Origin of the sequence: Bradyrhizobium sp. WYCCWR 12699 (genome assembly GCF_032144035.1) — a bacterium.
GTDB lineage: Bacteria > Pseudomonadota > Alphaproteobacteria > Rhizobiales > Xanthobacteraceae > Bradyrhizobium.
Map to the genome: position 1 here is coordinate 283,303 of NZ_JAVTJN010000036.1, position 26,758 is coordinate 310,060.

A 26,758-nucleotide genomic window follows, 5' to 3' on the forward strand; every position below is an offset into this window, starting at 1 on the left:
CCGCGATTTTCCGCAAGGTGAAACAGCGGATGTGGAACTACGCGCTGCGCCGCAGCAGGCGCAAAGCGCGCCCGTCAATGACCAGCAACGCGCTGCCGATGACGATGGCGCCCGCGATCTCACGCGCGGAGATCGGCTCCCCCAACACCAGCCATCCCAGCAGAATGGCGGTGACGGGAATGAGCAGCGTCACCAGCATGACATTGCTCGCGCCCGAGCGCCGCACGATCTGAAAGAACACGATATAGGCGAGCGCGGTCGACAGCGTGGCAAGGCCGAGCACCGCGGACCACGTCGCGACGCCCGGTACTGCAAGATGCCAGGGCTGCTCCACGACGCCGGCGGCAATCGCCATCATCACCGTCGACACCATCAGTTGAAACGTTGCCGTGCCCAACGGCGGGGAGTCCTTGAGCAATCGCCGCGCTGCCAGTGCGGCGAATCCATAACTGAGCGCCCCGCCCAGGCAGAGCAGAATGCCGAGCCCCTGCCCTGGCATCGTCTCGAGGCCCCATCCGCGCAGGATGACGACGCCGACGAGGCCCAGCGCCACGCCGGCGACGCGGCGGATATGCAAGGTCTCTTCGCCTGCCGCAGCCATCACCAGCACCGTGAACAGCGGCGTCGTCGCGTTCAGGATCGATGCCAGACCGCTCGGGATGAAAGTCTGGCCGATCACGATCAGCGAGAACGGGATGACGTTGTTGAGCAGCCCGATCGCAACGAACGGCGTCCACCCCGTCATACCCTTGGGCCAGCCGATCCCCTGCATGCGCAGCAGCGGCAGCAGAATGGCCGCCCCGAGCGCGACGCGCAGGAACACCAGCGTCAACGGCTGCAATTCCCGCAGCGCCGCGCCGTTAAAGAAGAATGAGCCGCCCCAGAGCACCGAGAGCACAGCAAGCAGCGACCAGTCTCGCGCGTCGATCCGGCTATCGTTCGGCGACATGAGTTCTCGCATCGGCGGCCAAGCCGTTGGCCTAGAGCAACGCGGCGAACAGCGCCACCCGATTTCCGATGAAAGGCCGATCGCTAGAAGCGAATGCCGAGACGAGTGGAACGATCGAAATTGCCTGTGACGATGTAGCCGCCTAGGACGGCTTCTTCGACCGCGACACCAGCTCGATCATCCTGCCTTCGTCGTCATCCGGCATTGCGGCCTTGGCCTGCGCGTACGCCTCGACCGCGGCACGTGAGACCAGCGGCTTGTCGGCCAAGAGGCTCTCGGCGAGCTTCACGGCGTAGGCGGCATCCTTGTGCCGCAGCGCGGCCGTGAAGGTTGCGCCGGAAAAATCGCGGGCGACCATGCGCTTCGAATGACGCTGGACCTGCGGACTGGCGGCGACGCCCGCCTGGATCGACTCCAGCACCAGGTTCATGTCGAGCCCGGCCTGCTCGGCGATCGCAAGCCCCTCGGCGAGGCCAGCGATCTGGATCGCGCCCATGAGATTGTTGATGAGCTTGTAGACGGTGCCGGAGCCGACCGCGCCGAAATGGCGGATGGTCGAACCGATCGGCTCGAGGAACGGGCGTGCGCGTTCGAGATCGGCGGCATCGGCACCGACCAGCAGCGTCAGTTTTCCGGCCGCCGCCGCGTCCGGCAAGCCAGTCACGGGGCAATCGATATAGATCAGCCCGCGTGCATTCAGCTCGCGGCCCATCTCGCGGGCGTGGTCATAGGAGACGGTCGAGCATTCGATCGCGATGGTGCCGGCCTTGGCGGTCTTGGCCGCGCCCTTCGGCCCGAGCCAGACCGGGCGCGAGGCCTCGTCGTCGGCGACCATGGTCACGACGGCGTCGGCATCGATCGCCGCATCCTCCGGCGAGGTCGCCCAGTGCGCGCCGCGCGCGATCAGGTCCTCTGCCTTGGCCTTGCTGCGATTCCACAAGCTGACCGTGTAGCCGGCATCGAGATAGCGGCCGGCCATGCCGTGCCCCATCCGCCCCAATCCGATGAAGGCGACGCGGGGCATGATCAGTCCACGTCCTCGACGTCGCCGGCGGTGGTGCCGAAGGCGCGCTGCGCCAGCGTCGCGGCCATGAAGTCGTCGAGCTCGCCGTTGAGCACGCCCGATGTGTCGGAGGTCTGCACGCCCGTGCGCAAATCCTTCACCATCTGATAGGGCTGCAGCACGTAGGAGCGGATCTGGTGGCCCCAGCCGATATCGGTCTTGGCGGCCTGGTCGGCGGCGGCCTTCTCCTCGCGCTTCTTCAGCTCGATTTCATAAAGGCGCGCGCGCAGCATGTCCCAGGCCTGGGCCCGGTTCTTGTGCTGGGAGCGGCCGGCCTGGCAGACCACGGCAACGCCGGTTGGAATATGCGTGAGGCGCACCGCGGATTCGGTCTTGTTGACGTGCTGGCCGCCGGCGCCGCCCGACCGCATCGTGTCGACGCGGACGTCGGATTCCTTGATGTCGATCTTGATGCTGTCGTCGATGACCGGAAACACCTGCACGCTCGAGAACGAGGTGTGCCGCCGCGCGTTGGAATCGAACGGCGAGATGCGGACGAGGCGGTGCACGCCGGCTTCCGTCTTCAGCCAGCCATAGGCATTGTGGCCGGAGACCTGGATCGTCGCCGACTTGATGCCGGCTTCTTCGCCCTCGGACTCTTCGAGATATTCGACCTTGAAGCCGTGCGTCTCGGCCCAGCGCGTGTACATGCGCAGCAGCATCTGCGCCCAGTCCTGGCTCTCGGTACCGCCGGCGCCGGCATGGACTTCGAGATAGGAATCGAAGCGGTCGGCTTCGCCCGACAGCAGCGCCTCGAGCTCGCGCCGCGCCACTTCCTTCTTGAGGTTCTTCAGGGCAGCTTCGGCCTCGGCGACGACGCCGTCATCGCCCTCGGCCTCGCCGAGCTCGATCATGCCGATATCGTCTTCGAGCTCCTGCTCGACCTTGCCGATGCCCGAGAGCGAATCCTCCAGCGAGGTCCGCTCCTGCATCAGCTTCTGGGCCTTCTGGGGATCGTTCCAGAGATTGGGATCTTCAGCGAGCTTGTTCAGCTCAGCGAGGCGCGCCGTCGATTTCTCGACGTCAAAGATGCCTCCTCAGCAGCCCGACTGACTGCTTGATCTCTTCTACCAACCGTTCGATTTCGGCGCGCATGTCGTTCTCTGGTCTCGCGGAATCCCGCGTGCAATTCGAGATGGGGATGTAGCGGCGGCGGCTGCAAAGCGCAACCGCCGGAACCGCGATCGTCCGTGTTATCCGGCCTTAGTAGAGCCCGCCGGTGCCGGGCCGCATGAAGAAGCCGGAATCCGGCTGTTGCTGCTGCGAGGCCGGCATGCCGCCGCCGCGCCCGTCTGCGTCGGCAACGCCGATGACGGAGTAATTGTCCGGCGGCGCCGTGCCCGGCTTGAAGGCTTCGAGGATGGTTCCGCCGGTCTCGCCGGGACCTGCGCGCATGCCGGTCTTCGAGACGACGCGCACGAGCTTGATGCCGGCCGGCACCTTGAACGGAACCGCGGGCTTGTCGGCAAGCGCGAGCTTGAGGAAATCGCGCGCGATGGGTGCCGCCAGATGGCCACCGGTCGCAGCATTGCCCTTACCCAGCGGCCGCGGCTTGTCGTAGCCCATATAGATGGCGACGGCGACGTCGGGCGAGAAGCCGACGAACCAGGCGTCCTTGGCCTCGTTGGTGGTACCGGTCTTGCCGGCGACCGGCTTGCCGACCTCCTTGACCACGGTCGCGGTACCGGCCTGGACCACGCCTTCCATCAGCTCGGTGATCTGATAGGCGGTCATGGAATCCAGCACCTGCTCGCGGCGGTCGATCAGCTGCGGCTCGGCCTGGTTCTTCCAGCCGCCCGGCGCGTCACAGCCGCGGCATTCGCGCTGGTCGTGCTTGAAGATGGTGCGGCCGTAACGGTCCTGGATACGATCGATCAGCGTCGGCTTCACGCGGCGGCCGCCATTGGCCAGCATCGAGTACGCCGTGACCATGCGCATCGCCGTGGTTTCGCCGGCACCGAGCGCGTAGGACAGGTAGTTCGGCAGCTCGTCATAGACACCGAAGCGGCGGGCATATTCGCCGATCAGCGGCATGCCGATGTCCTGCGCGAGGCGCACCGTCACCGTGTTGAGCGATTGCCGCAACGCGTTGCGCAGCGTCACCGGTCCCTGGAATTTGCCAGAAGAGAAGTTTTCCGGCCGCCATACGCCGGCGCCCTGACCCTGATCGATTTCGATGGGAGCATCGAGCACGACGGTCGAGGGCGTATAGCCGTTGTCGAGCGCAGCCGAATACACGATCGGCTTGAAGGACGAGCCCGGCTGCCGATAGGCCTGCGTGGCGCGGTTGAACTGGCTCTGGTCGAACGAGAAGCCGCCGACCATCGCAAGCACGCGGCCTGTCCAGGGATCCATCGCCACCATCGCGCCCGACACTTCGGGGATTTGCCGCAGCCGGTACTGGCCTTCGACCGGATGTCCCTCTTTGCTATAGAGCGGATCGGCATAGATCACGTCGCCGGGGGCAAGCACCTGCGCCACGGACGTCGGAGTCTTGCCCTTGGCATTGCCCTGAACCGCGCGTGCCCAGCGCACGCCATCGAGCGTGACAATGCCGGTCTCGCGCTGCTTGCTGACGGCGCCGCCGAGTTCGCGGCTCGGCTGGAAGCCGATGCGCGCCGACTGGTCGCTGGTCTCCAGCACCACCGCCATGCGCCACGGCGAGATGTCGGAGAGCGATTTGATCTCGGCGAGCTTGACGCCCCAGTCGCCCGAAATATCGAGCTTGCTCATGGCGCCGCGATAGCCCTGCTGCTCGTCATAATTCACGAGGCCGGTGACCATCGCCTTGCGCGCCATGACCTGGATCTTCGGATCCAGCGTGGTGCGGACGGACAGACCACCTTCGTACAACTTCTTCTCGCCGTAGCGCTCGAAGATGTCGCGGCGAACTTCCTCGGCGAAATATTCGCCGGCGAAGGTGTGGGCCCCGTTGGAGCGGCTGGTGACGGCCAGCGGCTCCTTGCGCGCCTTGTCAGCGTCGGCCTGCTTGATCCAGCCGTTCTCCAGCAGGCGGTCGACGACATAGTTGCGACGCTCGATGGCGCGGTCACGGTTGCGCACCGGATGCAGGGTCGCCGGCATCTTCGGCAGCGCCGCCAGGTAGGACGCCTCCGCCACCGTCAGCTCGTTCACCGACTTGTCGAAATAGACCAGCGAAGCGGCTGCGATGCCGTAGGCGCCGAGGCCGAGATAGATCTCGTTGAGATACAGTTCGAGGATCTTGTCCTTCGAATAGGTCTTCTCGATGCGCATCGCGAGCAAGGCTTCCTTGATCTTGCGCGCGAAGGAGACCTCGTTGGTGAGAAGGAAGTTCTTGGCGACCTGCTGGGTGATGGTGGAGGCACCCTGCGGACGGCGGTTCGAGCCGTAGTTCTGGATATAGACCAGACCCGCGCGCGCCATGCCGGTGTAGTCGATGCCGCCATGCTCGTAGAAGTTCTTGTCCTCGGCCGCGAGAAACGCGTTGATCACGAGCTTGGGCACCGCCTGGATCGGCAGGTACAGCCGCCGCTCCTTGGCGTATTCACCGACCAGCGAACCATCGACCGCGTGCACGCGGGTCATCACCGGCGGCTCGTAATCCTGAAGCTGAGAGTAGTCCGGCAAGTCCTTGGAGAAATGCCAGATCAAGCCTGCCACGGCTCCGACACCAACAAGGAACACCACTGTTCCCCCGGCGAACAGGAAGCCCATGAACCGCACCAGCAAGCGCATTATCTGTTTATCCGTTCAAACTCTGGATCAGCCCAGTATCAGCCCAGTATCGGTGCCTTGGCACCCCAAACTGGCGCCAACCTCACGTCGCGAATTCGCCGGCTTACACAATACCATCTGTGCCGGACTTAAGACGCTTGCCGAACGGGATTCTCGCCGATTCCGGAACCCCCTGCGGCGTTTTTATAAAGCGCCCGCTGTGGCCAAACTAGGGCTTTTGCGGCGGGACGCAAAAACCCCTTCAGTTTGAAGGCCTTTTGGGGCCGTCAATTGCGCGGTCTCCGGATCGTCAGTTCGACGATTCCCGGGTCGTCAGTTCGACGATCCCCGGGTCGTCAGTTTGACGATCCCGCCGTGGCCATCCGTTTGGTCAAAAACCCGTCGATCGCCTGCGCCATCGAGCCCACGGCCTTGGACCGCCAGCCCTCCGAGACCAGGTGCTCCAGGTCGCCCTTGTTGGAGACATAACCGATCTCGACCAGCACCGATGGCACGTCAGGGGCCTTCAGGACGCGGAAACCGGCCGACTTCAGGGGATGCTTGTGCATCCGCACCGTCGACTTCATTTCCCCCATCAAAAGGCGGGCGAAACGGTTTGAAAAGGTGCGGGTTTCTCGCTGCGTGAGGTCGATCAGGATGTCGGCGACATCGGTCGGCTCCTCCGCGAGGTTGAAGCCGGCAATCGCATCTGCCCGGTTTTCCGCATCCGCCAACCGCTGGGCCTCGACGTCGGACGCCTTGTCGGACAGCGTGTAGATGGTCGCGCCCTGCGCATCACCCTCGGCACGCGGCAGCGCATCGGCATGGATCGAGACGAACAAGGCGGCCTTGAGATTGCGGGCGATCTTGGTCCGGTCGTTGAGCGGAATGAAGGTGTCGTCGTCCCGCGTCATGACCACGCGGTACTTGCCAGCCTTCTCCAGTCTGTCGCGGAGCGCCACCCCGAACGCCAGCACCAGGTTCTTCTCGCTCTCGCCGCTCGACTGCGTGCCATTGTCGATGCCGCCATGGCCGGGATCGATCACCACCACCGGGCGGCCATCGGCCTTCTGCTGCGCCGTGTCGGGGGCCGCGGTCCCGGGAGTCGCTGCGGGCGGCGCCTCGGCGATCGTGGGCCGCAGCTCGGGCCGATTTTCGGGCGCGAGCGCCTGCACGAAGGCGGCGCGATCGACCTCCTCGAGCTCCAGCACGAGCCGGGCGGGCTGGCCGTTGGCCGCCTCCACCACGTAGGACTTGGCGATCTTGGCCGGTCCGGTCAGGTCGAACACGATTCGCGAGCCGCCGGGCATGACCAGCCCGTAGCGGAAGGCCTTGACCAATCCGCGCCCCCCGGCCCCCGTCCCCGCCGGCAGTTGAAAATTGACCTGCGGCACGTCGACGACGACCCGGTACGGGTCGGCCAGCGTGACGGCGCGGAAGGTGACGGCCTTGTCGATGTCGAGAATGAAGCGGGTCTGCTTGCCGTCGCCGGCCAGCCGGGCGGCCGAGGCGATCGGAAAATTTGCCGCTGCAACAGCGGGTTGCGGCTGGCTCTCCGCCGCTCTCAGGCGCGAGGAATCGGCATACGGCAACGCTGCAGCGCACAGCAATGCGCATCCCAGCAAAACCCGTTGATTTGTGCGGCTCGCCACCGATTCCGTGCCTCCGAGCAGCCCTCTTTAACGCAATAGAACCACAGGGTTAATCGATCCTTAATGACAGAAACGCGAAACTCGGCGACTGTGACCGCCGTGCGACGCTCCCTTGCACGGATGGCTCATTCCTCGTATGTACGGAATGCTGACGGCCGATATTTCAGGTTGTGTCGCATTCAGCCTCCCGGTGCACCGCCGGAACTCTCAAGGTTTGGGAATTCCAGCGTTTTCCGTTTCCCTCTAAGACCAGCGCGGTGCGCGGCAGCGAGTGGAACGGGTCAAGCGCCGGCGGCGGAACGGTCCCGGGTTACCACTTTCGTTGCCGGGGCGGTTCTGACAGCGATGTAACCCATTACCCGATCCCTTGATCCCAAGGGAGCGGTTCGTGATCCCCAAGGCGAGCGCGCTCGCGCCATGCCTGGCCAGCAGCAACTGATTGAAGGGCGGCCTCGCCGCCCAGTGTTTCATACGGGCCGACGCTTGATGCGCCAGACTGTGCCGACGAATTCTGAAGGACCATTCGCGACGCTGCGGAGTGACAATCCCGCGCGCCGCCTTGGTCCTGAAGCTTCCGGTCCGGCAAGGCGCGAGAGACGGCGTTTCGGCCTTCCCCTCACCCCCGAATCAGGTGGACCGTCGCGTCACCCGGCGGCGCGATACGCGCCCACGGTGAATCGCGCCCGCCGCCGCCAAGAGTTAAGACATGCCCAACAAGATGTTGATCGATGCCACCCACCCGGAAGAGACCCGGGTCGTCGTGGTCCGCGGCAATCGCGTCGAAGAGTTTGATTTCGAGACCGCGCAACGCAAGCAACTGCGCGGGAATATCTACCTCGCCAAGGTCACAAGGGTCGAACCCTCGCTCCAAGCCGCCTTCGTCGAATATGGCGGCAACCGCCACGGTTTCCTCGCCTTCAGTGAAATCCATCCCGACTACTATCAGATCCCGGTCGCCGACCGGCAGGCGCTGATCGAGGCCGAGGAACAGGCCCATCGTGAGGCCGAAGAGGAGAGCGAGAACCGCTCCCACGGACGCCGCCGCTCGCGCCACCGCAATGCCCGCCGCCGTGGTCATGGCGAGCGCGTGCGCAGCGACATCGTCGAAGGCCTCGACGCCGGCGCTGATCCCGCCGCCCAGCCGATCGAGGGCGCGGCGCAGCCGGAGCATGCCGAGGGCGCCTTGCACGACGGCGAGCATTCGCACGCCGATGCAGAGCACCGTGGTGAGCACGAAGGCCACGATCACCACGACGACGATCAGGGCGAACCTGCTCATGGCGAGCATGATCACGACGATCATCATGCCCATGATGACCAGCACGCCCATGACCACGACCACGACCACGACCATGGTCACGATCACCAGCACGATCATCACGACCATGATCATGCCGGCGAGACGCCCGCGCCTGTCGCGGCCGTCGGCGCCGAGCCCGTGGTCGCGACCGAGATCGCTGCCGAGCCGCAGGAGGCCCAGACCTTCGAATCTCACGCGCCCGAGGCGCATGCGGAAGCTCTGGCCGAGGCCGTGACGTCGGCCGATGAGCCCGCTGATGCGGTGTACGGCGGCGGAGAGAATGCCGAAACGTCGCTTGCCGAGGCTGCTGAAGCAACTGGCGAAGAAGACGACGAAGATGAGGACGACGAGGAAGCCGAAGAGGAAGTCGTCGAATCCGTCGGCGGCGACGACGTGCTGGAGGAAGTGCCGGAGCGTACGTTCCGTCCGCGCCGCCAGTACAAGATCCAGGAAGTCATCAAGCGCCGCCAGGTGATGCTGGTGCAGGTCGTCAAGGAAGAGCGTGGCAACAAGGGCGCCGCGCTGACGACCTATCTGTCGCTGGCCGGCCGCTATGCCGTCTTGATGCCGAACACGGCGCGCGGCGGCGGCATCAGCCGCAAGATCACCAGCGCCCAGGACCGTTCCCGCCTGAAGGAAGTAGTTCAGGATCTCGACGTGCCGGAAGGCATGGGCATCATCCTGCGCACCGCCGGCGCCGCCCGGACCAAGCCCGAGATCAAGCGCGACTTCGAATATCTGATCCGGATGTGGGAGACGGTGCGTGACCTCACGCTGAAGTCGCAGGCCCCGACCCTCGTCTACGAGGAAGGCTCGCTGATCAAGCGTTCGCTGCGCGACCTCTACAACAAGGAGATCGACGAAATCTCGGTTGCCGGTGAATCCGGCTACCGCGAAGCGCGCGACTTCATGAAGATGCTGATGCCCGCCAATGTCAGCGCGGTGAAGCAGTATCGCGACGGCCAGCCGTTGTTCTCGCGCATGGGCGTCGAGAGCCAGCTCGATGCGATGTTCTCGCCGACCGTGCAGCTGCGCTCCGGCGGCTACATCGTGATCAACCAGACCGAGGCGCTGGTCTCGATCGACGTCAACTCCGGCCGATCGACGCGCGAGCACCATATCGAGGACACCGCGCTCAAGACCAATCTGGAGGCGGCCGAAGAGGTCGCCCGCCAGCTCCGCTTGCGCGACCTCGCCGGCCTGATCGTCATCGACTTCATCGACATGGACGAGAAGCGCAACAACCGTGCGGTCGAGCGCAAGCTGTCCGATTGCCTCAGGCAGGATCGCGCGCGCATCCAGGTCGGACGCATCTCGCATTTCGGCCTGCTCGAAATGTCGCGCCAGCGCATCCGCGCCAGCGTGCTCGAGAGCTCGACCGATCCCTGCCCGCATTGCGGCGGCACCGGCCACGTCCGCTCGGTGTCCTCGGTGGCGCTGCAGCTGCTGCGCGGCCTCGAAGAAATCCTGATGAAGGGCGCGACCCACAATCTCGTGGTCCGCACCCGCACCGACGTTGCGCTCTATGTGCTCAACCACAAGCGTGGCCACCTGCGCGATCTCGAGAACGGCTTCAAGGTCACCCTCTCGGTGATCGCGGATCCCAGCGTCAGCGGGCCGCAAGCCTACCTCATCGACCGCGGCGAACAGGTGCATACGCTGGAAGCCGCCAAGGCGCTGCTGGCGGCGCAGGCGGCCGCAAGCCCGCCGCCGCTGGTCGAAGAAGCTTATGACGACGAGGAGTTCGATCCGGAGACCGAATCCGAGGTCGAGACCGAGGAGAGCGAAGGTCTCGCCGAGGAGCAGTCCGCGGGCGACGCAGGGTCCGAGCAGGACGGCCAGCGCCGCAAGCGCCGCCGCCGCCGGCGCGGCCGCGGTGGCCCGCGCGAGGGCGAATTGCGCGAGGATGGCGCCCCCACCCTTCCCGAGGCGGCCGTAGCGGCCGGCGAAGGCGAGGACGATGCCGAACCCGAGCAGGACGGCGAGGAAGGCGAGGAACTGGCAGCCCGTGGTGAACAGCAGGGCAGCGGTGATCGCCGGCGCCGGCGTGGTCGCCGCGGCGGACGCCGTCGTCGCGGTGGCGGCGAGGAAGGTCTCGCCGGCTCCATCGGTGACGAACTCGGCACCAATCAACCGTCAGAAGCAGCCGAGGCGGTTGCCGATTTCGACGGCCTCGGCAGTGAGGCTGCGCCCTCGATTGCGCAAGCCGAGCACAGCGCCGCCGAGCCGCAAGTCTCGCAGCCTGAGCCACGCGCCGAAGTGCAGACCGAGGCTCCGGCTCAGCCCGAGCCCGTCGCCGCGGAGGAAGAGCCCGCCGACGACAAGGCCGCGCGGCGCCGCTCCACGGTGCGCGAAAAGGTGAGCTTCATGTCGAGCAGCCCGAGCGAGCCGGCAGCCCCGATTGCCCAGGCAGCCGAGCCCGTCACCCCGCCCGCACCGGCAGCTGAACCTGCGCCGGAAGCGACGAGCGAAACGCCCGCCGCCCCGCGCCGCGCCGGCTGGTGGTCCCGCCGCTTTGGCGGCGGCGAATAAGGCCTGACAACCTATGCAAGACACGACGCCCGGCACTGCCGGGCGTTTTTGTTTCGCCGATGTCCCGATGTGCTAAGCCGTTTGCGCAATCTGAGAGGGGACCGGCATTGTCAGAGCTTTGCGATTCCAGCGCCGTCGAGTTGCGCCGCCTGTTGGCCGCCCGGGCGATCTCACCTGTCGAGTTGCTCGACGCCTGCCTGTCCCGCATCGCCGCCATCAATCCTGCCGTCAACGCCGTCGTGACGCTTGACGAGCCGGGCGCGCGTGCCGCTGCCAAGGCGGCCGAAGCCGCCATCCTGCGCGGCGAGGATCGCGGTGCCCTGCACGGGCTTCCCGTTCTCATCAAGGATACCCAGGACACCGCGGGGATGCGCTCCACCTATGGCAGCCCGCTGCTGAAGGATAACGTCCCGGCGGCCGACCAGGGCTCGGTCGCGCGCCTGCGCGCCGCCGGCGCCATCATCTTCGGCAAGACCAACACGCCGGAATGGGCGGCGGGCGGCAACACCCGCAATCCCGTGTTCGGCGCGACCGGCAATCCCTTCGATCCCATGCGCTCGGCGGCCGGCTCATCCGGCGGCTCGGCGGTGGCGCTCGCCTGCGGCATGGCACCGCTCGCCTCGGGTTCCGACACTGGCGGCTCTCTGCGCAATCCGGCAGGCTTCGCCGGCATCGTCGGCATGCGTCCGTCCTACGGCCTCGTGGCCAGCGAAAAGCGGGCGTTCGGCTGGTCCAATCTGTCGACCGACGGGCCGATGGCGCGCAACGTCGCCGACACCGCCTTGATGCTGTCGGTGATGGCGAGCGATGATGCCCGCGATCCGCTCGCCTATACGCTGCCCGGCGAGGCTGTGCGCGCGCGCGCCGAGCGCTGGGCCGTCCCGCGCCCCGCAGAGCTCGGCAAGCTCCGCCTCGCCTTCACCGAGGATTTCGGCTTCGCTCCGACCGAGCAGGCGATCCGGCGCGTGTTCCGCGCACGCGTGAAGCGGCTCGCACCGCTGTTCGCAGAATCCCGCGAAGCAACGCCGGATTGCGCCGGCGCCGACGACGCTTTTGCAGTGCTGCGCGCAGGCATGTTCCTGGCGACCCACGGCAAGAACTACAAGGAACGTCCCGAGATGCTCGGCCCGAATGTCCGCGCCAATGTCGAGGAAGGGCTCGGCTACACGCTCGAAGACCATGCGCGGGCCTCGACGACGCAGACCAAGATTTATCGCGCCTATCAAAGCTTCTTCGAAACCTGCGACGTACTGATCAGCCCGACCATCACGCTGAGCCCGCGGCCATGGTCGGAGCCTCATCCGGCGGAGATCGATGGCGCTCCGACCAGATCCTACTTCCATTGGCTCGCGCTCGCCTACGCCGTCACGCTTGCAGGCCATCCCGCCATCAGCATTCCGCTCGGCCTCGACGAAGCGGGACTGCCGTTCGGCCTCCAGGTCGTCGGTCCGCGCGGCGGCGACGCCATCGTGCTCTCGGTTGCCGCAGGCATTGAGGCCGCCTTTGCGAGCGACGCGCAATTGTGCCGGCCGGTCCCCGACCTTGCGAGGCTTGCCGCGACGCCGCCGCTGTCCGCCGCCCCCGGCTTCCTCACTTGGGAATAACGCGGTCCGACAGGAGAAGTCTTCCGATGCAAAGCGCAATGGTTCTCGGCGGCGGCATGATCGGCGTGAGCGCCGCTCTGCACCTGCAGCAGCGCGGCTGGGCCGTGACGCTCGTCGATCGCAGGGAGCCGGGCCGCGAGACCAGCTACGGCAATGCCGGCATGATCCAGGCCGAAGCGGTCCGCCCCTATCCGATGCCGCGCGATCTCGCGACGCTGCTCAAGATCGCGACCGGCCGCACCAACGACGTGCGCTACAGCCTGTCGTCGCTTCACCTCCATGTCGAGCCCCTGCTCCGCTACTGGTGGCACTCGGCGCCGAAACGGCATCGCGAGGCGATCGAGGCTTGGGCGCGGCTGATCGCCTACGCGACCTCGGAGCACGACATCCTCATTCGCGAAGCCCATGCCGACAATCTGATCCGCCGCGCCGGCTATCGCGCGCTGTACCGCGACGCCGCGGACCTCGATCTTTCGATCAAGGCCGCAGAACAAGACCAGCACGAATTCGGCGTGAAGTTCCGCGTGCTGTCCGGCAGCGAGCTTGCCAAGGCCGAGCCGATCCTGCGCGACGATCTTCCCGGCGCCATCCACTGGCTCGATACCTGGACGGTGTCCGATCCCGGCGCCCTCGTCACGGCCTATGCCGAGCTGTTCGAGCGTCGCGGCGGCACCATCGTGCTTGGCGATGCGCAGTCGCTGCAGCAGACCGCGACCGGATGGTCGGTCAACACGGACCAGGGCCGCCTCGACGCCGCCCACGCCGTCGTGACGCTGGGGCCGTGGTCGCCCGACCTCCTCCATAAATTCGGCTATCGCATTCCGCTGGTGCGCAAGCGCGGCTACCACATGCATTACAGCGGCGGCGCTTCGCTCGACCTGCCGCTCGTCGACAAGGGCGGCGGCTACGCCATGGGCCCGATGGCGAAGGGAATCCGCATCACCACCGGCGCGGAATTGACCGGCATGGACGCGCTCGCCACGCCCGTCCAGCTCGCCAGCGCGGAAGGCTCCGCGCGCGAGCTGATCGACCTCGGCAAGCGCGTCGAGCCGGATCCGTGGTTCGGCACCCGCCCCTGCACACCCGACATGCTGCCGGTGCTCGGGCAAGCTCCGCGGCATCCCGGCCTCTGGATGAATTTCGGCCACGGCCACCAGGGCTTTACCCTGGGACCGGCGAGCGGACGCCTGCTTGCCGAGATCATGAGCGACGAGACGCCGGCGATTGATCCGCTGCCATATCGGCCCGAGCGGTTCTAGGCCCAAACAAAAGGGCTGATCGAGGATCTCGACCAGCCCTTCCCAATTCGAAGCCCGAGGGCGCGATCAGTCCGTGGTGATCGCCGTCTCAATGTCGGTCGGGTCAATCCGCTTGGCGAGGTTGGCGTTGAGCTTGTCGCGGTCGAGCTCACCTTCCCACCAGGCGACGATCACGCAGGCGACGCCGTTGCCGCACAGATTGGTCAGCGCGCGGCACTCGCTCATGAACTTGTCGATGCCGAGCACGATCGCCATGCCCGGCACGAGGCGCGGATCGACCACGGCAAGCGTCGCCGCCAGCGTGATGAAGCCCGCGCCGGTGATGCCGGAAGCGCCCTTCGAGGTCAGCATCGCCACGACCAGGATGGTCAGCTGCTGGCTGAAGCTGAGATCGTAGCCGAGCGCCTGCGCGATGAAGAGCGTCGCCAGCGTCATGTAGATGTTGGTGCCGTCGAGATTGAACGAGTAACCCGTGGGCACCACGAGGCCGACCACCGACTTGGAGCAGCCGAGCCGCTCCAGCTTCTCCATCAGGGACGGCAGCGCGCTTTCCGAAGACGAGGTGCCGAGCACGATCAGCAGCTCGTCCTTGATGTAGGCCAGGAACTTGAAGATCGAGAACCCGGCCAGGCGCGCGATGATGCCGAGCACGACGAACACGAACAGCGCCGCGGTGACGTAGAACGTGGCGATCAGCCCGACCAGATTGAGGATCGCGCCGGTGCCGAACTTGCCGATCGTATAGGCCATGGCGCCGAATGCGCCGATCGGCGCTGCGCGCATCACGATGGAGATGACGCCGAACACGGCATGGGCGGCGTCGTCGATGAAGCTGCGGATGGTGTGGCCGCGCTCACCCAGGCTCATGATCGCGAAGCCGAACAGCACCGAGAACAGCAGCACCTGGAGGATTTCGCCTTGCGCGAAGGCCCCGACCACCGTGTCGGGAATGATGTGCAGCACGAAGTCGACGGACTTCTGGCCGGCAGCCTGCTTGGCGTAATTGGCAACGGCCGCCTCGTTGGCCGCCCCACTGCCGAAGCCCGCGCCCGGCTTCACGAGATTGCCGATGATCAGTCCGATCACCAGGGCGAAGGTCGAGACGACCTCGAAATAGACCAGCGCCTTGACGCCGATGCGGCCGACCTTCTTGGCATCCTGAATGTGGGCGATGCCGGAGACGACGGTGCAGAAGATGATCGGGGCGATCACCATCTTGATCAGCTTGATGAAGCCGTCGCCGAGCGCCTTGATCCATTCGTTGGTGGCAACCGTCGGCCACAGCCAGCCGACGATGGCGCCGAGCACGATGGCGATCAGCACCTGGACGTAGAGAACCTTGTACCACGGCTTTGCTGCGGGCGGCGCGATCGGTGCCCCCGCCATCGTTGTCGTCGTCATCGTTTCACTCCCCCTCAAACGCTGGGCCAGCCAAGATCAACTTGGCCGGCCCTGTCAATTGGAACCGCGAATTTTGCGCGCTTTACCGGCGACGCTCGATCAGTCTTCGCGCTGCCGGCATCAACGTCGCGCCAAGCGCGTTCTTGACCAGCGAAGCCGCGATGAACGGCATGATGCCGACCTGCCAGGCCTTCGCAGCGCCGAGCCCGAGGCCGAACGCCAGCCAGCCGAACCCGGCGGCCAGAATGACGATATGGCCTATCGCCATCGCTGCAAACAGCAGCGCCACGCTGCGGTCCCAGCCGCGCTCGGCGAGCCAGCCGGTCACGAAAGCGGCCGCAATGAAACCGAACAGATAACCCGCGGTCGGGCCAACCAGCGGTGCAATTCCACCCACCGGTCCGGCAAATACCGGCGCGCCAAGCGCACCCTCGGCGAGGTAGGCGATCATGGTTGCGCTGCCAAGACGCCAGCCATAGGCCGCGCCGATCATCAGCACCACCAGCGTCTGCAACGTCATGGGGACGTAGGGCAGCGGCAGGCTGACCTTGGCTGATAGCGCCATCAATGCGGTGCCGAGCACAACCAGCACGACGGCACGCACCGCACCGACCGTTTCACCCGGCCGGGTCGGCCACATCAATGCAGCAAGAGAAAAATGTGGCGCAGCAGCGGTCGGGACAGATCGGTGGTCAGACAAGATGAGCTCCGGATGTGGTCGAAAACTGGCGGCTATTTAAGCCAGTGAGCGATCCGGTCAACTGCCTCGCGCATTTCCCCGGGCGAGCGTGCATAGGAAAACCGAATGAACGATCGGCCATGAACGGGATCGAAATCGAGCCCGGGCGTCGCCGCAACGCGTGCCTGTTCCAGCATCTGCTTGGCAAATTCGAAACTGTCCGAGGTGAAGTCCGAGACGTCGGCATAGAGATAAAATGCACCATCGGCCGGCAGGAATTTGGCGAGGCCGGCTTTCGGCAATCCCTCGATCAAAATCCGCCGGTTTTCCTGATAGCCATGCTTGATCGCCTCCATCTCCGCCGCGCCGTCGAAGGCAGCCTCTGCCGCGATCTGCGACAGCGACGGCACCGAGATCGACAGGTTCTGCTGCAGCCGCTCGATCGGCCGCACCAGGATTTCGGGCACGACCATCCAGCCGACGCGCCAGCCCGTCATGCAAAAATATTTCGAGAACGAGTTGATCACGAGGGCGTGCTCGGAGAGCGCGGCCGCGGTGACGGCCGGAAACGCATAATCGAGCCCGTGATAGATCTCGTCCGAGATGAAACGGATGCCGGCGTCTTCCGCCGCCGCGATCAGGCTGGCGAGCGCCTCGCGCGACATCATCGTCCCCGTCGGATTGGCGGGGCTGCCAACCAGCACGCCCTTCAGCGGCGCCTTGCGATGGGCGGCGAGCAACGCCTCGCCGGTGAGAGCATGGCGCGTCTCGTTCGTGGTCTCGATCAGCACCGGCTCGCAGCCGAGCGCGGTGAGGATATGACGGTAGGGCGGATAGCCCGGCACCGTCACGGCGACGCGGTCGCCCGGCTCGAACATCGACAGGAAGGCCAGGATGAACCCGCCGGAAGAGCCGGTCGTCACCACGATCCTGTCAGGGCTGACGTCGCAGCCATAGGCATCGCGGTAATGGCGCGCGATGCGCTCGCGCAAGGAGGGGATGCCGAGCGCGGAGGTATAATCGATCCGCCCGGTCTCGAGCGCTGTGTGGGCAGCCGCAATCGCGGTCCTGGGCGCCGCGGCCGCCGGCTGGCCGACCTCCATATGGATGACATGGCCCCCGGCGGCCTCGATTCGAGCCGCCGCGGCCATGACGTCCATCACCATGAACGGGGGAACATCGCTTCGGCGGGAGGGCTCGAGCCACTGCCCCAACCGGTTCCTTAAAGTCGCATCGTGCATCGATTTCTGCTATTTCGCTGGCGGGCCGGTGCGGCCGGTCCGGAAAACGGGGCGCTTGCGCCCCAGACTGGCCGCATTGTACGGCTCATAAGGGGAACGGCTGATAAGGGCATATCGCGTATCCGGCCCGCCGCCAATCGCCAAAACCAATCACGAAACTGCTGTCCAGACCGTTTGACCAAGACCGTTTGATGTCGCTCCAGATCGCATTGCGCAAGAAGGCTTCCGCCCTCACCGCCCTCGTTACGGCTGCGGCGATCGCGCTGACGCCGTTCTCCGCGGCGCACGCGCAAGCCAAAGGGCCGCCGGTCCTGCGCGACACCGAGACCGAGCAGCTGCTGCGCGAATATACGCGCCCGATCCTGCGTGCCGCGGGTCTGGAGAAGCAGAACATCCAGATGGTGATCCTCAACGACAACTCGTTCAACGCGTTCGTCGCCGATGGCCGCCGCATCTTCGTCAATTACGGCGCGATCCTTCAGTCGGAGACGCCGAACCAGATCATCGGCGTGCTCGCGCATGAGACCGGGCATCTGGCCGGCGGCCATCTGTCCAAGCTGCGTGAGCAGCTCGCCGCGGCACAGACCCAGATGATCATCGCGATGTTGCTCGGCGCCGGCGCGATCGCCGCCGGCAGCACGCGCAACAGCAGCGGCGGCAACAACGGGCTCGCCAATGCCGGCGCCGCTGCGATCTCGGCGCCGCAGGAGGTGATCCGCCGGTCGCTGCTGTCCTACCAGCGCCAGCAGGAGGAGAACGCCGACCGCGCCGGCGTGAAATTCCTGACCGCGACCCAGCAATCGCCGAAGGGCATGTACGAGACCTTCAAGCGCTTCACCAGCGAGAGCCTGTTCGCTGCGCGCGGCGCCGACCCCTATCTCCAGTCGCATCCGATGCCCGCCGAGCGCGTTGCCGCGCTGCAGGAGTTCGCGAGCTCCAGCCCCTATTGGAACAAGAAGGACGATGCCGCGCTCCAGCTCCGCCACGACATGGTGCGCGCCAAGATCTCCGCCTTCATGGAGCGGCCCGAGACGGTGTACCGCCGCTATCCCCAGACCAATGACAGCATGCCGGCGCGCTATGCCCGCGCCATCAGCACCTATCTGCACGGCGATTTGCGCAGCGCGCTCACCCAGATCGACGCGCTGATCCAGGTTCAGCCGAACAACCCGTACTTCTACGAGGTGCGCGGCCAGGCCCTCCTGGAAAGCGGCAAGCCGGCCGACGCCATCCCTGCCCTGCGCAAGGCTGTCGCACTCTCGAACAATTCACCCCTCATCGAGATGTTACTTGGGCAGGCTCTGGTTGGAACCGATAATAAGGCCTACACCGACGACGCCGTTCGGATTCTCCGCGCCGCGGTGGCGCGGGAGCCCGAGGCCATCCTCGGTTATAGCCAGCTCGCGATGGCCTATGGCCGGAAGGGAGATTATGCCGAGGCGGATCTCGCATCGGCCCAGGCCGCTTACTTGCGCGGCGACAACAAGACCGCCCGCGAGCTCGCCACGCGCGCGAAAACCCGTTTTGCCGTCGGTACGCCCGGATGGGTCAAGGCCGACGACATCGTGGCGGCCAAGCCGCCGCGCAACTGACACCACGACGCCTGACACCACGACGTCACGACCGTAGCTTTAAGTCCGCCGGGACGTATTCCGAAACCTGCTTTGGATAAGAGGATTTGCCTATGCCTTCGCTGCGCCTGCTTGCTCCCGCGTTGTTTGCGCTCGCCATGTTCGGCGCAGCCGTGCCTGCATCGGCAGACAGCTTCTCCGATACCCAGCGCACCGACATCGAGACGATCATCAAGAACTATCTCGTCAGCCATCCCGAGGTGCTCGAGGAGGCCATGGCCGAGCTCAGCAAGCGTCAGGCCGCGGCCGAGACGCAGAAGCACGAGGCCAGCATCGCGCAGAACGCCGACGCGATCTTCAACTCGCCGCGCCAGGTCGTGCTCGGCAACAAGGACGGTGACGTCACCTTCGTCGAGTTCTTCGATTACAATTGCGGCTACTGCAAGCGCGCGATGGACGACATGCTCACCATCATGAAAGGCGATTCGAAGCTGAAGGTCGTGCTGAAGGAGTTTCCGGTGCTCAGCCAGGGCTCTGTCGAAGCGGCGCAGGTCGCGGTCGCCGTGCGCATGCAGGATCCCACCGGCAAGAAATATCTCGACTTTCACCAGAAGCTGCTCGGTGGCCGCGGCGCCGCCGACAAGGCACGCGCGCTTCAAGCGGCCAAGGAAGCCGGCCTCGACACCGCGAGGATCGAGAAGGACATCGCCAGCCCCGAGGTGCGCGCCACCATCGAGGAGAATTTCAAGCTCGCTGAAGCGATGGGCATGAACGGCACGCCGAGCTACGTCATCGGCAAGCAGATCGTGATCGGCGCCGTCGGCGTCGAAGGCCTCAAGGAAAAGATCGGCATCGCCCGCTGCGGCAAGGCGACTTGTTGATCGCACGTATTGCGATCGTGAAACACGAAGAGGCTGGCTGGAAAGCCGGCCTTTTTTCTTGCGCGAAGCTTGGCGTCTTCGTGCAAGTTCATTCATCTGGCGTTCAACAAACAAATGCCGCGGAACAGCCGAAGTTCCGGAACAACTGAAACCTCCTTTCGTTGTTGGCGCGGGCAATGACGCAAAGAAACACGTGAGGAGAATTCGATGTTGAACCGCTTTATGATCTCAGTTGCCGCAGTCGCCCTCGTTGCGGGCGCCGGTCTGGCGAACGCACAGGACAAGGGTCGCGATAGCGGCGCTGGTTCGCAGCAGATGCAGCACTCCCAGCCCTCCGGCGGCGCCGCTGAGCGCGGCGGCTCGATGGGCCGCGATTCCGTGAGCCATGACAAGGGTACCGTTGGCCAGGCCGGCGGCGCCATGAAGCCCGGCGACGACAAGTCGTCCGGCGCGATGCAGAAATCCGGCGCCACGGAAAAGTCCGGCGGGATGGAAAAGTCCGGCACGATGAACAAGAACGCGGCTGACGAGAAGGCCGGCATGAAGGGCGAGCACGCCCAGGGCACGCAGGATAAGTCTGCGCAGGACAAGTCGAAGAGCATGAGCTCGGACTCGACGACCAAGTCCGATTCCACCAAGTCCGGTGCCAAGGACATGAAGGCCGAGGACAACAAGGCCGGCGACGCTGCCAAGAGCAACAATGCCGAGAACCGCCCCGCCTCCACCGACACCAAGTCGCAGACCACGACCGGCAACGCTCCGGCCACCGCCGCCGCGCCGCCGCCCGAGAAGCGGACGGAAATCTCGACCGCGATCAAGTCGACCAAGATCGAGGAGACCACGAACGTCAACTTCAACATCTCGGTCGGCACCGCGGTCCCGGCGTCAGTCCACTTCCACCCGCTGCCGCCCCGGATCGTCGAGATCTACCCGCAGTGGCGTGGCTATGAAGTGATCTTCGTCCGCGGCCAGTACGTCATCGTCCGTCCGCAGACGCGCGAGATCGTGTACATCATCGAGGGCTAAGCCGCTCGCTGACCACCAAACGAGCCCCTGCCGAAAGATCGGCAGGGGCTTTTGGCCTATGGACCCCGCGCGCCTCGGCCGCCAGCCATCCTTTGGACTGGTTAACAAGCAATTTCCGTGGTTTCCACACAGGTTTTTGCGCACTGGATGAGGTACTTGAACCCCTCCGGGAGGCCTTCAAGGCTTCCCCTCACGCGCTTTGTTACCTATAACCCCCGCCACGCCGAGCACCTCTTTGCGGGATTGGAATGGCCGAACCAGCAACCGACACGATCCTCGTCCTGAACGGGCCGAACCTCAACATGTTGGGGACGCGCGAGCCGGAGAAGTATGGCCACGCGACGCTGGCCGACGTCGAGGCGCTGTGCCGGGAGACGGCGGCGACGTTCGGTCTCAAGGCGGATTGCCGGCAGTCCAACCGCGAGGGCGAGCTGATCGACTTCATCCACGAGGCGCATCGCCGCAAGATGAAGGGCATCATTATCAATGCCGGCGGCTATTCGCACACCTCGATCGCGCTGCACGACGCATTGCTTGCGGTTCAGATCCCGACGGTCGAAGTGCATGTGACCAACATCCACGCCCGCGAGAGCTTTCGTCACCACTCCTATACGGCACGCGCGGCCTTCGCCTCGCTCTGCGGTTTCGGCATCGAGGGCTATCGCCTCGCCATCCAGGGCCTTGCCGCCAAGCTTGCCATCAAGCCCAAAGCCTGAAGCTCCCTCATCAATCAGAACATTCGGATCAAACAACATGGCGCGCCAGCCAGACGACAAAGCAGCCGCAAAGTTTTCCAGCGAGGATTCCGCGCTCGTCCGCGAGCTCGCGCTTCTGCTCGATGAGACCAGCCTCACCGAGATCGAGATCGAACGTGCCGGCCTGCGCCTGCGCGTCGCCCGTAACATCAGCGTTGCCGCGACCATGCCTGTGCCGATGGCTGCGGCTCCCGCCGCCCTGCCGGCAGCCTCCGCCTCGCCTGCTGCCGCCGCCGGCCCCGACCTGTCCAAGCATCCTGGCGCGGTCAGCTCGCCAATGGTCGGCACTGCCTATTGGGCGCCGGAGCCCGGCGCCAAGCCGTTCATCGAGGTCGGTAGCAAGGTCTCGGTCGGACAGACGCTGCTGATCATCGAAGCCATGAAGACCATGAACCAGATCCCCTCGCCGCGCGCCGGCACGGTGACGCAGATCCTGGTCGAGGACGGCCAGCCGGTCGAGTACGGCGAGCCGCTCGTGATCATTGAGTGAGGGATCGGCGAACAGCGGGGGAGCGAATAGTTACTCCTGCCTGTTCGCCATTCGCTATTTCCCGTTCGCCCCCGAGGCACCATGTTCGACAAGATCCTCATAGCCAATCGCGGCGAGATCGCCCTTCGCATCCTCAGGGCCTGCAAGGAGCTCGGGATCGCAACGGTCGCCGTGCACTCCACCGCCGACGCCGATGCCATGCATGTGCGCCTGTCGGACGAGAGCGTGTGCATCGGCCCGCCCGCCTCCAAGGACAGCTATCTCAACGTCCCCGCGCTGCTCGCCGCCTGCGAGATCACCGGCGCCGACGCCGTGCATCCCGGCTACGGCTTCCTGTCGGAGAATGCGCGCTTCGCGGAAATCCTGTCCGAGCACAATCTGCATTTTATCGGCCCCAAGGCCGAGCACATCCGCCTGATGGGCGACAAGATCGAGGCGAAGAAGACCGCCAAGCGCCTCGGCATCCCCGTGGTGCCCGGCTCCGACGGTGCGGTCGGTCCCGACGACGATGCCCTGGCGATCGCAAGGAAGATCGGCTTTCCCGTGCTGGTGAAGGCGGCGGCCGGCGGCGGCGGCCGCGGCATGAAGGTCGCGCACAGCGAGGCCGATCTGCAGGTGGCGCTGTCGACGGCGGCCAACGAGGCCAAATCCGCCTTCGGCGATGCCTCCGTCTACCTGGAAAAATACCTCCAGAAGCCGCGCCACATCGAGATCCAGATTCTCGGCGACGGCCGCGGCGGCGCGATCCATCTCGGCGAGCGCGACTGCTCGTTGCAACGCCGCCACCAGAAGGTCTGGGAGGAAGGCCCCTCGCCCGTCCTTTCCGCCGCCGCGCGGGCCAAGATCGGCGAGACCTGTGCGAAGGCCATGCGTGAGATGAAATATCTCGGCGTCGGCACCATCGAATTCCTGTTCGAGGACGGCGAGTTCTACTTCATCGAGATGAACACCCGCATCCAAGTCGAGCATCCCGTCACCGAGAGCATCACCGACATCGACCTCGTGCTGGAGCAGATCCGCATCGCCGCCGGCGGCGACCTGCCCGCCAAGCAGGACGAGATCCAGGTCATCGGCCACGCGATCGAGTGCCGCATCAATGCCGAGAACCCCGAGACCTTCCGTCCCTCACCCGGCCGCATACTGCAATACCATCCGCCGGGCGGTCTCGGCGTGCGCATCGATTCCGCCGTCTACCAGGGCTACATGATCCCGCCCTATTACGATTCCCTGGTCGGCAAGCTGATCGTGCACGGCAAGACCCGCGCCGAATGCCTGATGCGGCTGCGCCGGGCGCTGGACGAGATGGTGGTGGAAGGCATCGAGACCACGCTGCCGCTGTTCCGCGCGCTGGTGCGCGAAGACGACATCATCAACGGCGACTACCACATCCACTGGCTGGAACAGTACCTGGCCGGCAAGGCGGAACCCGCCCCGCGATAATATTCGTCGCCCTAGGGAACCCTTTGGCCTCAATCGCGTTCTGGACGGTTGGGGCTAGTTCCAAGGGGGCGTTTTGAAATCCACTGCACGTAAACAGGTGAACCGTCGTGACGGCTGAAGCCCAACGACGGCGGGCATTCTGGCAGATCCTGCTGATCGCGGCGGGTCTCGTGGTGCTGACTGTGATCAGCGCCGGCTCGGTCTACCTCGTCAACAAGGCGCGGGAAGACAGCAAATGGGTGGTCCATACCATCGAGGCGGAGAGCCAGATCAACGCCCTGCTGCTGGAGATCCGCCGTGCAGAGAGCAGCGCCCGCGGCTTTCTCCTGACGCAAGGACCGGATTTCCAGTCGGACCACGAGAAAGCCGTGGCGGCGATCATTCCGGCGCTCGACAAGCTCACGCGCCAGATCGGCGACAATCCGGCACAACGCGACAGCATCGAGAAGCTGAGCGCGGCGATCGAGACCCGGCTCGACCAGTTCTCGCGCGAGATGAAGTTCGTCAGGGAGGGCCAACCCGACCGCGCCATTGCGCTGATCCGCGAGGCCGTGGCGGCCAATACCACGACCACGATCAGCAACCAGGCCAACGCGATGATCCGCGAGGAGGAACGGCTGTTCCGGCTCCGAACGGAAAACTCCGACCGCAGTCAGACCCTCGCTGCGTCGATGACCGGCATCGGCTCCGGCCTCGTCGTGCTGCTGGCCCTGATCTCGACCTGGCTGGTGCGGCGCTCGGCGCGGGCCCGCGACGAGGCTGAAGCGCGCCTGCGCGACTCCAACGTCAATCTGGAATCCGTCGTCGACGAACGCACGGCGGATTTGCGCGAGGCCAACGACGAGATCCAGCGCTTCGCCTATATCGTCAGCCACGATCTGCGCTCGCCGCTCGTCAACATCATGGGCTTCACCAGCGAGCTCGAAGAGCTCGGCGGCGATATCTTCCGCCGCATCGGCAGCCTCGCCCAGGTTTCTGCGAACGGGGCGCCCCTCGCCCCCGCCGGACCGGGCGAGATGGTGCTCGATGGCGCCGACAAGCAGCTGTCGGAAGATTTTTCCGAAGCCCTCGGCTTCATCAAATCGTCGATCGCCAAGATGGACCGGCTGATCTCGGCAATCCTCAACCTCACCCGCGAGGGCCGGCGCGAATTCCAGCCGGTGAAGATCGACACAGGCGAGCTGATCGAGGCCATCGTGTCGACGCTGGCGCACCAGGCGGCCGAGGCGCAGGCCGAGATCCATCTCGAGCCGCTGCCTGACATCGTGAGCGACCGGCTCGCGCTCGAGCAGATCTTCTCCAACCTGATCGACAACGCGATCAAATATCTGAAGCGCGGGGTACCCGGAGACATCAGAATCCGCGGGCGAACCAAGCTCGGTTACGCTATCTTCGAGATCAGCGACAACGGCCGGGGGATCGATCCGAAGGATCACCAGCGGATATTCGACCTGTTCCGCCGCGCGGGAACCCAGGACAAGCCCGGCCAGGGCATTGGTCTTGCGCATGTGCGTGCACTTGTGCGTCGCCTCGGCGGCACCATGTCGGTATCATCGGAACTGAACGCGGGCAGCACCTTCACGATCACGCTGCCGATCGCCTGGAACGTGAACAACCGGAACAGAGATCGATGACCCAGCCTGTCACCATCATCATGATCGAGGACGACGAGGGCCACGCCCGCCTGATCGAGCGCAACATCCGCCGCTCGGGGGTCAACAACGAGATCGTCTCCTTCCAGAACGGCACGGATGCGATGCTGCATTTGTTCGGCGCCGACGGCAGCGGCCTCGTGCAGAAGGGCAATGCGCTTCTGATCCTGCTCGACCTCAACCTGCCCGACATGACCGGGATCGACATCCTCCGGCAGATCAAGGAAAACAAATATCTGAAGGCTTCGCCCGTGGTGGTGCTGACCACCACCGACGATTCCCAGGAAATCAAGCGTTGCTACGAGCTCGGCTGCAACGTCTACATCACCAAGCCCGTCAATTACGAGAATTTCGCCAATGCCATCCGGCAGCTCGGTCTGTTCTTCTCGGTCATCCAGGTCCCGCCCGCCGCCCCATGAACCAGCGCACGCCGACACTGCTCTACATCGACGACGACGGTGCGCTGGCGCGCCTGGTCGAACGCGGCCTGACGCGGCGCGGCTACAGGGTCGTCCACGCCGCGAGCGGCGAGGAAGGCCTGGAGCGCATCCGCCGCGCGGGTGCCCAAGGCAATATCGATGGCGGCATCGACGTGGTCGCGCTCGACCAGTACATGCCCGGCCTCGACGGGCTGGAGACGCTCGAGCAGATCATGGCGATCCCGGACGCGCCGCCGGTCGTGTTCGTCACGGCCTCGCAGGATTCCAGCATCGCCGTCACCGCGCTGAAGGCGGGTGCGGCCGATTATCTCGTCAAGGACGTCACCGGCGATTTCATCCCCCTGCTCCACGTCGCCGCCGAAGGCGCGCTGCGCCAGGCCGAACTGCAGCGGGCGCGCGAGGAGGCCGAAGCCGAGATCCACGCCTCGCGCGACCGCTACGCGGCCCTTGCTGCCGAGCGCGAGCTGCTGCTGCGCGAGGTCAACCACCGCGTCGGCAATTCGCTCCAGATCATCGCCTCGCTGCTGCACCTTCAGGCAAGCTCCGCCGCCCAGGACGAGGTCAAGGCGGCGCTGACCAATGCGATGGGCCGCGTCGCCGCGGTCGCGCAAGTGCACCGCCGCCTCTACACCTCGCAGGATCTGAAGAGCGTGGTGCTGAACCAGTATCTGGATTCCCTGCTCGAGGATCTGCGCCGTTCGGCCGAAGGCAACCGGATGTCGCGCCTGACGCTGAAGGCCGAGCCGATCGAGATCGATCCGGACCGCGCGGTTGCCGTCGGCATCATCGTCAACGAGCTGGTGATGAACGCAGTGAAATACGCCTATCCCGACGGCGCCGGCCCGATCCATGTCGAGCTGAACGCGAAAGGAGACGATCTCCTGCTGTCGATCACCGACAACGGCGTCGGCGACGCCGTCAAGGCCGATCCGCGCTCCACCGGCATGGGCCAGCGCATCGTCGCGGCGATGGCCGCCAAGCTCGACGCCACGGTCGAGCGCGATCCCAGCCATTCCGGAACCCGGATCGTGCTGAAGTTCGGCCGCCTGCCCGCAGTTCCCGGCAAGACCAGCACCGCCGCCGCAAGCTGAACGCGCGCCCTGCTGTGCACCCCATCGCAACGGCAT

At 65.4% G+C, this 26,758-nt stretch carries 21 protein-coding genes; 12 read left to right on the top strand and 9 right to left on the bottom strand.

What is annotated here, in order from left to right; translation table 11 throughout:
* Positions 1-37: 37 nt before the first annotated feature.
* From RPS27_RS26115 to RPS27_RS26140, 6 genes are all read right to left on the bottom strand, one after another.
* A complete protein-coding gene (locus tag RPS27_RS26115) occupies positions 38-949 on the bottom strand; it encodes a DMT family transporter (protein WP_212066309.1) in 912 nt (303 codons plus the stop codon).
* A gap of 142 nt (positions 950-1,091) precedes the next feature.
* Positions 1,092-1,973 carry an NAD(P)-dependent oxidoreductase gene (locus tag RPS27_RS26120; RefSeq protein WP_212066307.1) on the bottom strand — a complete coding sequence of 294 codons (882 nt, stop codon included), beginning with the start codon at positions 1,971-1,973 and terminating at the stop codon, positions 1,092-1,094.
* A 2-nt stretch (positions 1,974-1,975) separates the two neighbouring features.
* Positions 1,976-3,107 (bottom strand): peptide chain release factor 2 gene (prfB, locus tag RPS27_RS26125; RefSeq protein ID WP_145659441.1). Its coding sequence is split into 2 segments (ribosomal slippage): positions 1,976-3,037 and positions 3,039-3,107, totalling 1,131 coding nucleotides; the frame shifts between segments, so codons are not numbered across the junction.
* A gap of 108 nt (positions 3,108-3,215) precedes the next feature.
* Positions 3,216-5,729, bottom strand: coding sequence for a penicillin-binding protein 1A (locus tag RPS27_RS26130; RefSeq protein ID WP_313754706.1), 2,514 nt, complete (start codon positions 5,727-5,729; stop codon positions 3,216-3,218).
* Between the two features lie 335 nt (positions 5,730-6,064).
* The gene (locus tag RPS27_RS26135; RefSeq protein WP_212066305.1) at positions 6,065-7,360 is read right to left on the bottom strand and encodes an N-acetylmuramoyl-L-alanine amidase; all 1,296 of its coding nucleotides are present in this window, start codon (positions 7,358-7,360) and stop codon (positions 6,065-6,067) included.
* Between the two features lie 616 nt (positions 7,361-7,976).
* Positions 7,977-8,753 (bottom strand): hypothetical protein, encoded by a 777-nt coding sequence (locus RPS27_RS26140; RefSeq protein ID WP_313754707.1) that lies wholly within the window; start codon positions 8,751-8,753, stop codon positions 7,977-7,979.
* Between the two features lie 45 nt (positions 8,754-8,798).
* Between RPS27_RS26140 and RPS27_RS26145 the strand changes: the two genes are divergently transcribed.
* The 3 genes from RPS27_RS26145 (at position 8,799) to RPS27_RS26155 (ending at position 14,055) form a co-directional block, all read left to right on the top strand.
* A complete protein-coding gene (locus tag RPS27_RS26145; RefSeq protein WP_313754708.1) occupies positions 8,799-11,192 on the top strand; it encodes a ribonuclease E/G in 2,394 nt (797 codons plus the stop codon).
* Positions 11,193-11,299: 107 nt separating this feature from the next.
* Positions 11,300-12,796, top strand: a complete 1,497-nt coding sequence (locus RPS27_RS26150; RefSeq protein ID WP_212066302.1) for an amidase — start codon at positions 11,300-11,302, stop codon at positions 12,794-12,796.
* A gap of 26 nt (positions 12,797-12,822) precedes the next feature.
* Positions 12,823-14,055 (top strand): FAD-binding oxidoreductase, encoded by a 1,233-nt coding sequence (locus RPS27_RS26155; RefSeq protein WP_212066300.1) that lies wholly within the window; start codon positions 12,823-12,825, stop codon positions 14,053-14,055.
* Positions 14,056-14,121: 66 nt separating this feature from the next.
* Here RPS27_RS26155 and RPS27_RS26160 read toward each other — a convergent pair whose 3' ends face one another.
* The 3 genes from RPS27_RS26160 to RPS27_RS26170 form a co-directional block, all read right to left on the bottom strand.
* Complete coding sequence (locus tag RPS27_RS26160; protein ID WP_313754709.1) at positions 14,122-15,456, bottom strand: dicarboxylate/amino acid:cation symporter; 1,335 nt, start codon at positions 15,454-15,456, stop codon at positions 14,122-14,124.
* 82 nt (positions 15,457-15,538) lie between these two features.
* Positions 15,539-16,096, bottom strand: coding sequence for a biotin transporter BioY (locus tag RPS27_RS26165; RefSeq protein WP_212066648.1), 558 nt, complete (start codon positions 16,094-16,096; stop codon positions 15,539-15,541).
* A gap of 92 nt (positions 16,097-16,188) precedes the next feature.
* A complete protein-coding gene (locus tag RPS27_RS26170; protein ID WP_212066296.1) occupies positions 16,189-17,376 on the bottom strand; it encodes a pyridoxal phosphate-dependent aminotransferase in 1,188 nt (395 codons plus the stop codon).
* A 191-nt stretch (positions 17,377-17,567) separates the two neighbouring features.
* On the opposite strand from RPS27_RS26170, the gene RPS27_RS26175 reads away from it, so the two are divergent.
* The 9 genes from RPS27_RS26175 (at position 17,568) to RPS27_RS26215 (ending at position 26,722) form a co-directional block, all read left to right on the top strand.
* A complete protein-coding gene (locus RPS27_RS26175; protein WP_194402291.1) occupies positions 17,568-18,968 on the top strand; it encodes a M48 family metalloprotease in 1,401 nt (466 codons plus the stop codon).
* A 92-nt stretch (positions 18,969-19,060) separates the two neighbouring features.
* Positions 19,061-19,828, top strand: coding sequence for a DsbA family protein (locus RPS27_RS26180; protein WP_212066295.1), 768 nt, complete (start codon positions 19,061-19,063; stop codon positions 19,826-19,828).
* 207 nt (positions 19,829-20,035) lie between these two features.
* Positions 20,036-20,854, top strand: coding sequence for a DUF1236 domain-containing protein (locus tag RPS27_RS26185; RefSeq protein ID WP_211417225.1), 819 nt, complete (start codon positions 20,036-20,038; stop codon positions 20,852-20,854).
* A 248-nt stretch (positions 20,855-21,102) separates the two neighbouring features.
* Complete coding sequence (gene aroQ, locus RPS27_RS26190) at positions 21,103-21,570, top strand: type II 3-dehydroquinate dehydratase (protein ID WP_074119570.1); 468 nt, start codon at positions 21,103-21,105, stop codon at positions 21,568-21,570.
* A gap of 37 nt (positions 21,571-21,607) precedes the next feature.
* Positions 21,608-22,099: an acetyl-CoA carboxylase biotin carboxyl carrier protein gene (gene accB / locus RPS27_RS26195; protein ID WP_194402295.1), complete on the top strand. Its 492-nt coding sequence runs from the start codon at positions 21,608-21,610 to the stop codon at positions 22,097-22,099.
* 81 nt (positions 22,100-22,180) lie between these two features.
* On the top strand, positions 22,181-23,539 hold the full coding sequence (accC, locus tag RPS27_RS26200) for an acetyl-CoA carboxylase biotin carboxylase subunit (protein WP_211417228.1): 1,359 nt from the start codon (positions 22,181-22,183) through the stop codon (positions 23,537-23,539).
* Between the two features lie 107 nt (positions 23,540-23,646).
* A complete protein-coding gene (locus tag RPS27_RS26205; RefSeq protein ID WP_211417229.1) occupies positions 23,647-25,173 on the top strand; it encodes a sensor histidine kinase in 1,527 nt (508 codons plus the stop codon).
* Complete coding sequence (locus RPS27_RS26210) at positions 25,170-25,610, top strand: response regulator (protein ID WP_194402298.1); 441 nt, start codon at positions 25,170-25,172, stop codon at positions 25,608-25,610. The genes RPS27_RS26205 and RPS27_RS26210 overlap by 4 nt, the downstream gene beginning before the upstream one ends.
* Positions 25,607-26,722, top strand: coding sequence for a sensor histidine kinase (locus tag RPS27_RS26215; RefSeq protein ID WP_211417230.1), 1,116 nt, complete (start codon positions 25,607-25,609; stop codon positions 26,720-26,722). Before RPS27_RS26210 ends, RPS27_RS26215 begins: the two co-directional genes overlap by 4 nt.
* Positions 26,723-26,758 lie beyond the last annotated feature (36 nt).

Coding starts and splice junctions, on each gene's coding strand:
- aroQ (WP_074119570.1), top strand. CDS start 21,103: ATGGCCGAACCAGCAACCGACACGATCCTCGTCCTGAACGGGCCGAAC.
- RPS27_RS26155 (WP_212066300.1), top strand. CDS start 12,823: ATGCAAAGCGCAATGGTTCTCGGCGGCGGCATGATCGGCGTGAGCGCC.
- accB (WP_194402295.1), top strand. CDS start 21,608: ATGGCGCGCCAGCCAGACGACAAAGCAGCCGCAAAGTTTTCCAGCGAG.
- RPS27_RS26165 (WP_212066648.1), bottom strand. CDS start 16,096: ATGTGGCCGACCCGGCCGGGTGAAACGGTCGGTGCGGTGCGTGCCGTC.
- accC (WP_211417228.1), top strand. CDS start 22,181: ATGTTCGACAAGATCCTCATAGCCAATCGCGGCGAGATCGCCCTTCGC.
- RPS27_RS26185 (WP_211417225.1), top strand. CDS start 20,036: ATGTTGAACCGCTTTATGATCTCAGTTGCCGCAGTCGCCCTCGTTGCG.
- RPS27_RS26170 (WP_212066296.1), bottom strand. CDS start 17,376: ATGCACGATGCGACTTTAAGGAACCGGTTGGGGCAGTGGCTCGAGCCC.
- RPS27_RS26130 (WP_313754706.1), bottom strand. CDS start 5,729: ATGCGCTTGCTGGTGCGGTTCATGGGCTTCCTGTTCGCCGGGGGAACA.
- RPS27_RS26215 (WP_211417230.1), top strand. CDS start 25,607: ATGAACCAGCGCACGCCGACACTGCTCTACATCGACGACGACGGTGCG.
- RPS27_RS26115 (WP_212066309.1), bottom strand. CDS start 949: ATGTCGCCGAACGATAGCCGGATCGACGCGCGAGACTGGTCGCTGCTT.
- RPS27_RS26175 (WP_194402291.1), top strand. CDS start 17,568: ATGTCGCTCCAGATCGCATTGCGCAAGAAGGCTTCCGCCCTCACCGCC.
- RPS27_RS26120 (WP_212066307.1), bottom strand. CDS start 1,973: ATGCCCCGCGTCGCCTTCATCGGATTGGGGCGGATGGGGCACGGCATG.
- RPS27_RS26180 (WP_212066295.1), top strand. CDS start 19,061: ATGCCTTCGCTGCGCCTGCTTGCTCCCGCGTTGTTTGCGCTCGCCATG.
- RPS27_RS26140 (WP_313754707.1), bottom strand. CDS start 8,753: ATGATCATGGTCGTGATGATCGTGCTGGTGATCGTGACCATGGTCGTG.
- RPS27_RS26210 (WP_194402298.1), top strand. CDS start 25,170: ATGACCCAGCCTGTCACCATCATCATGATCGAGGACGACGAGGGCCAC.
- RPS27_RS26160 (WP_313754709.1), bottom strand. CDS start 15,456: ATGACGACGACAACGATGGCGGGGGCACCGATCGCGCCGCCCGCAGCA.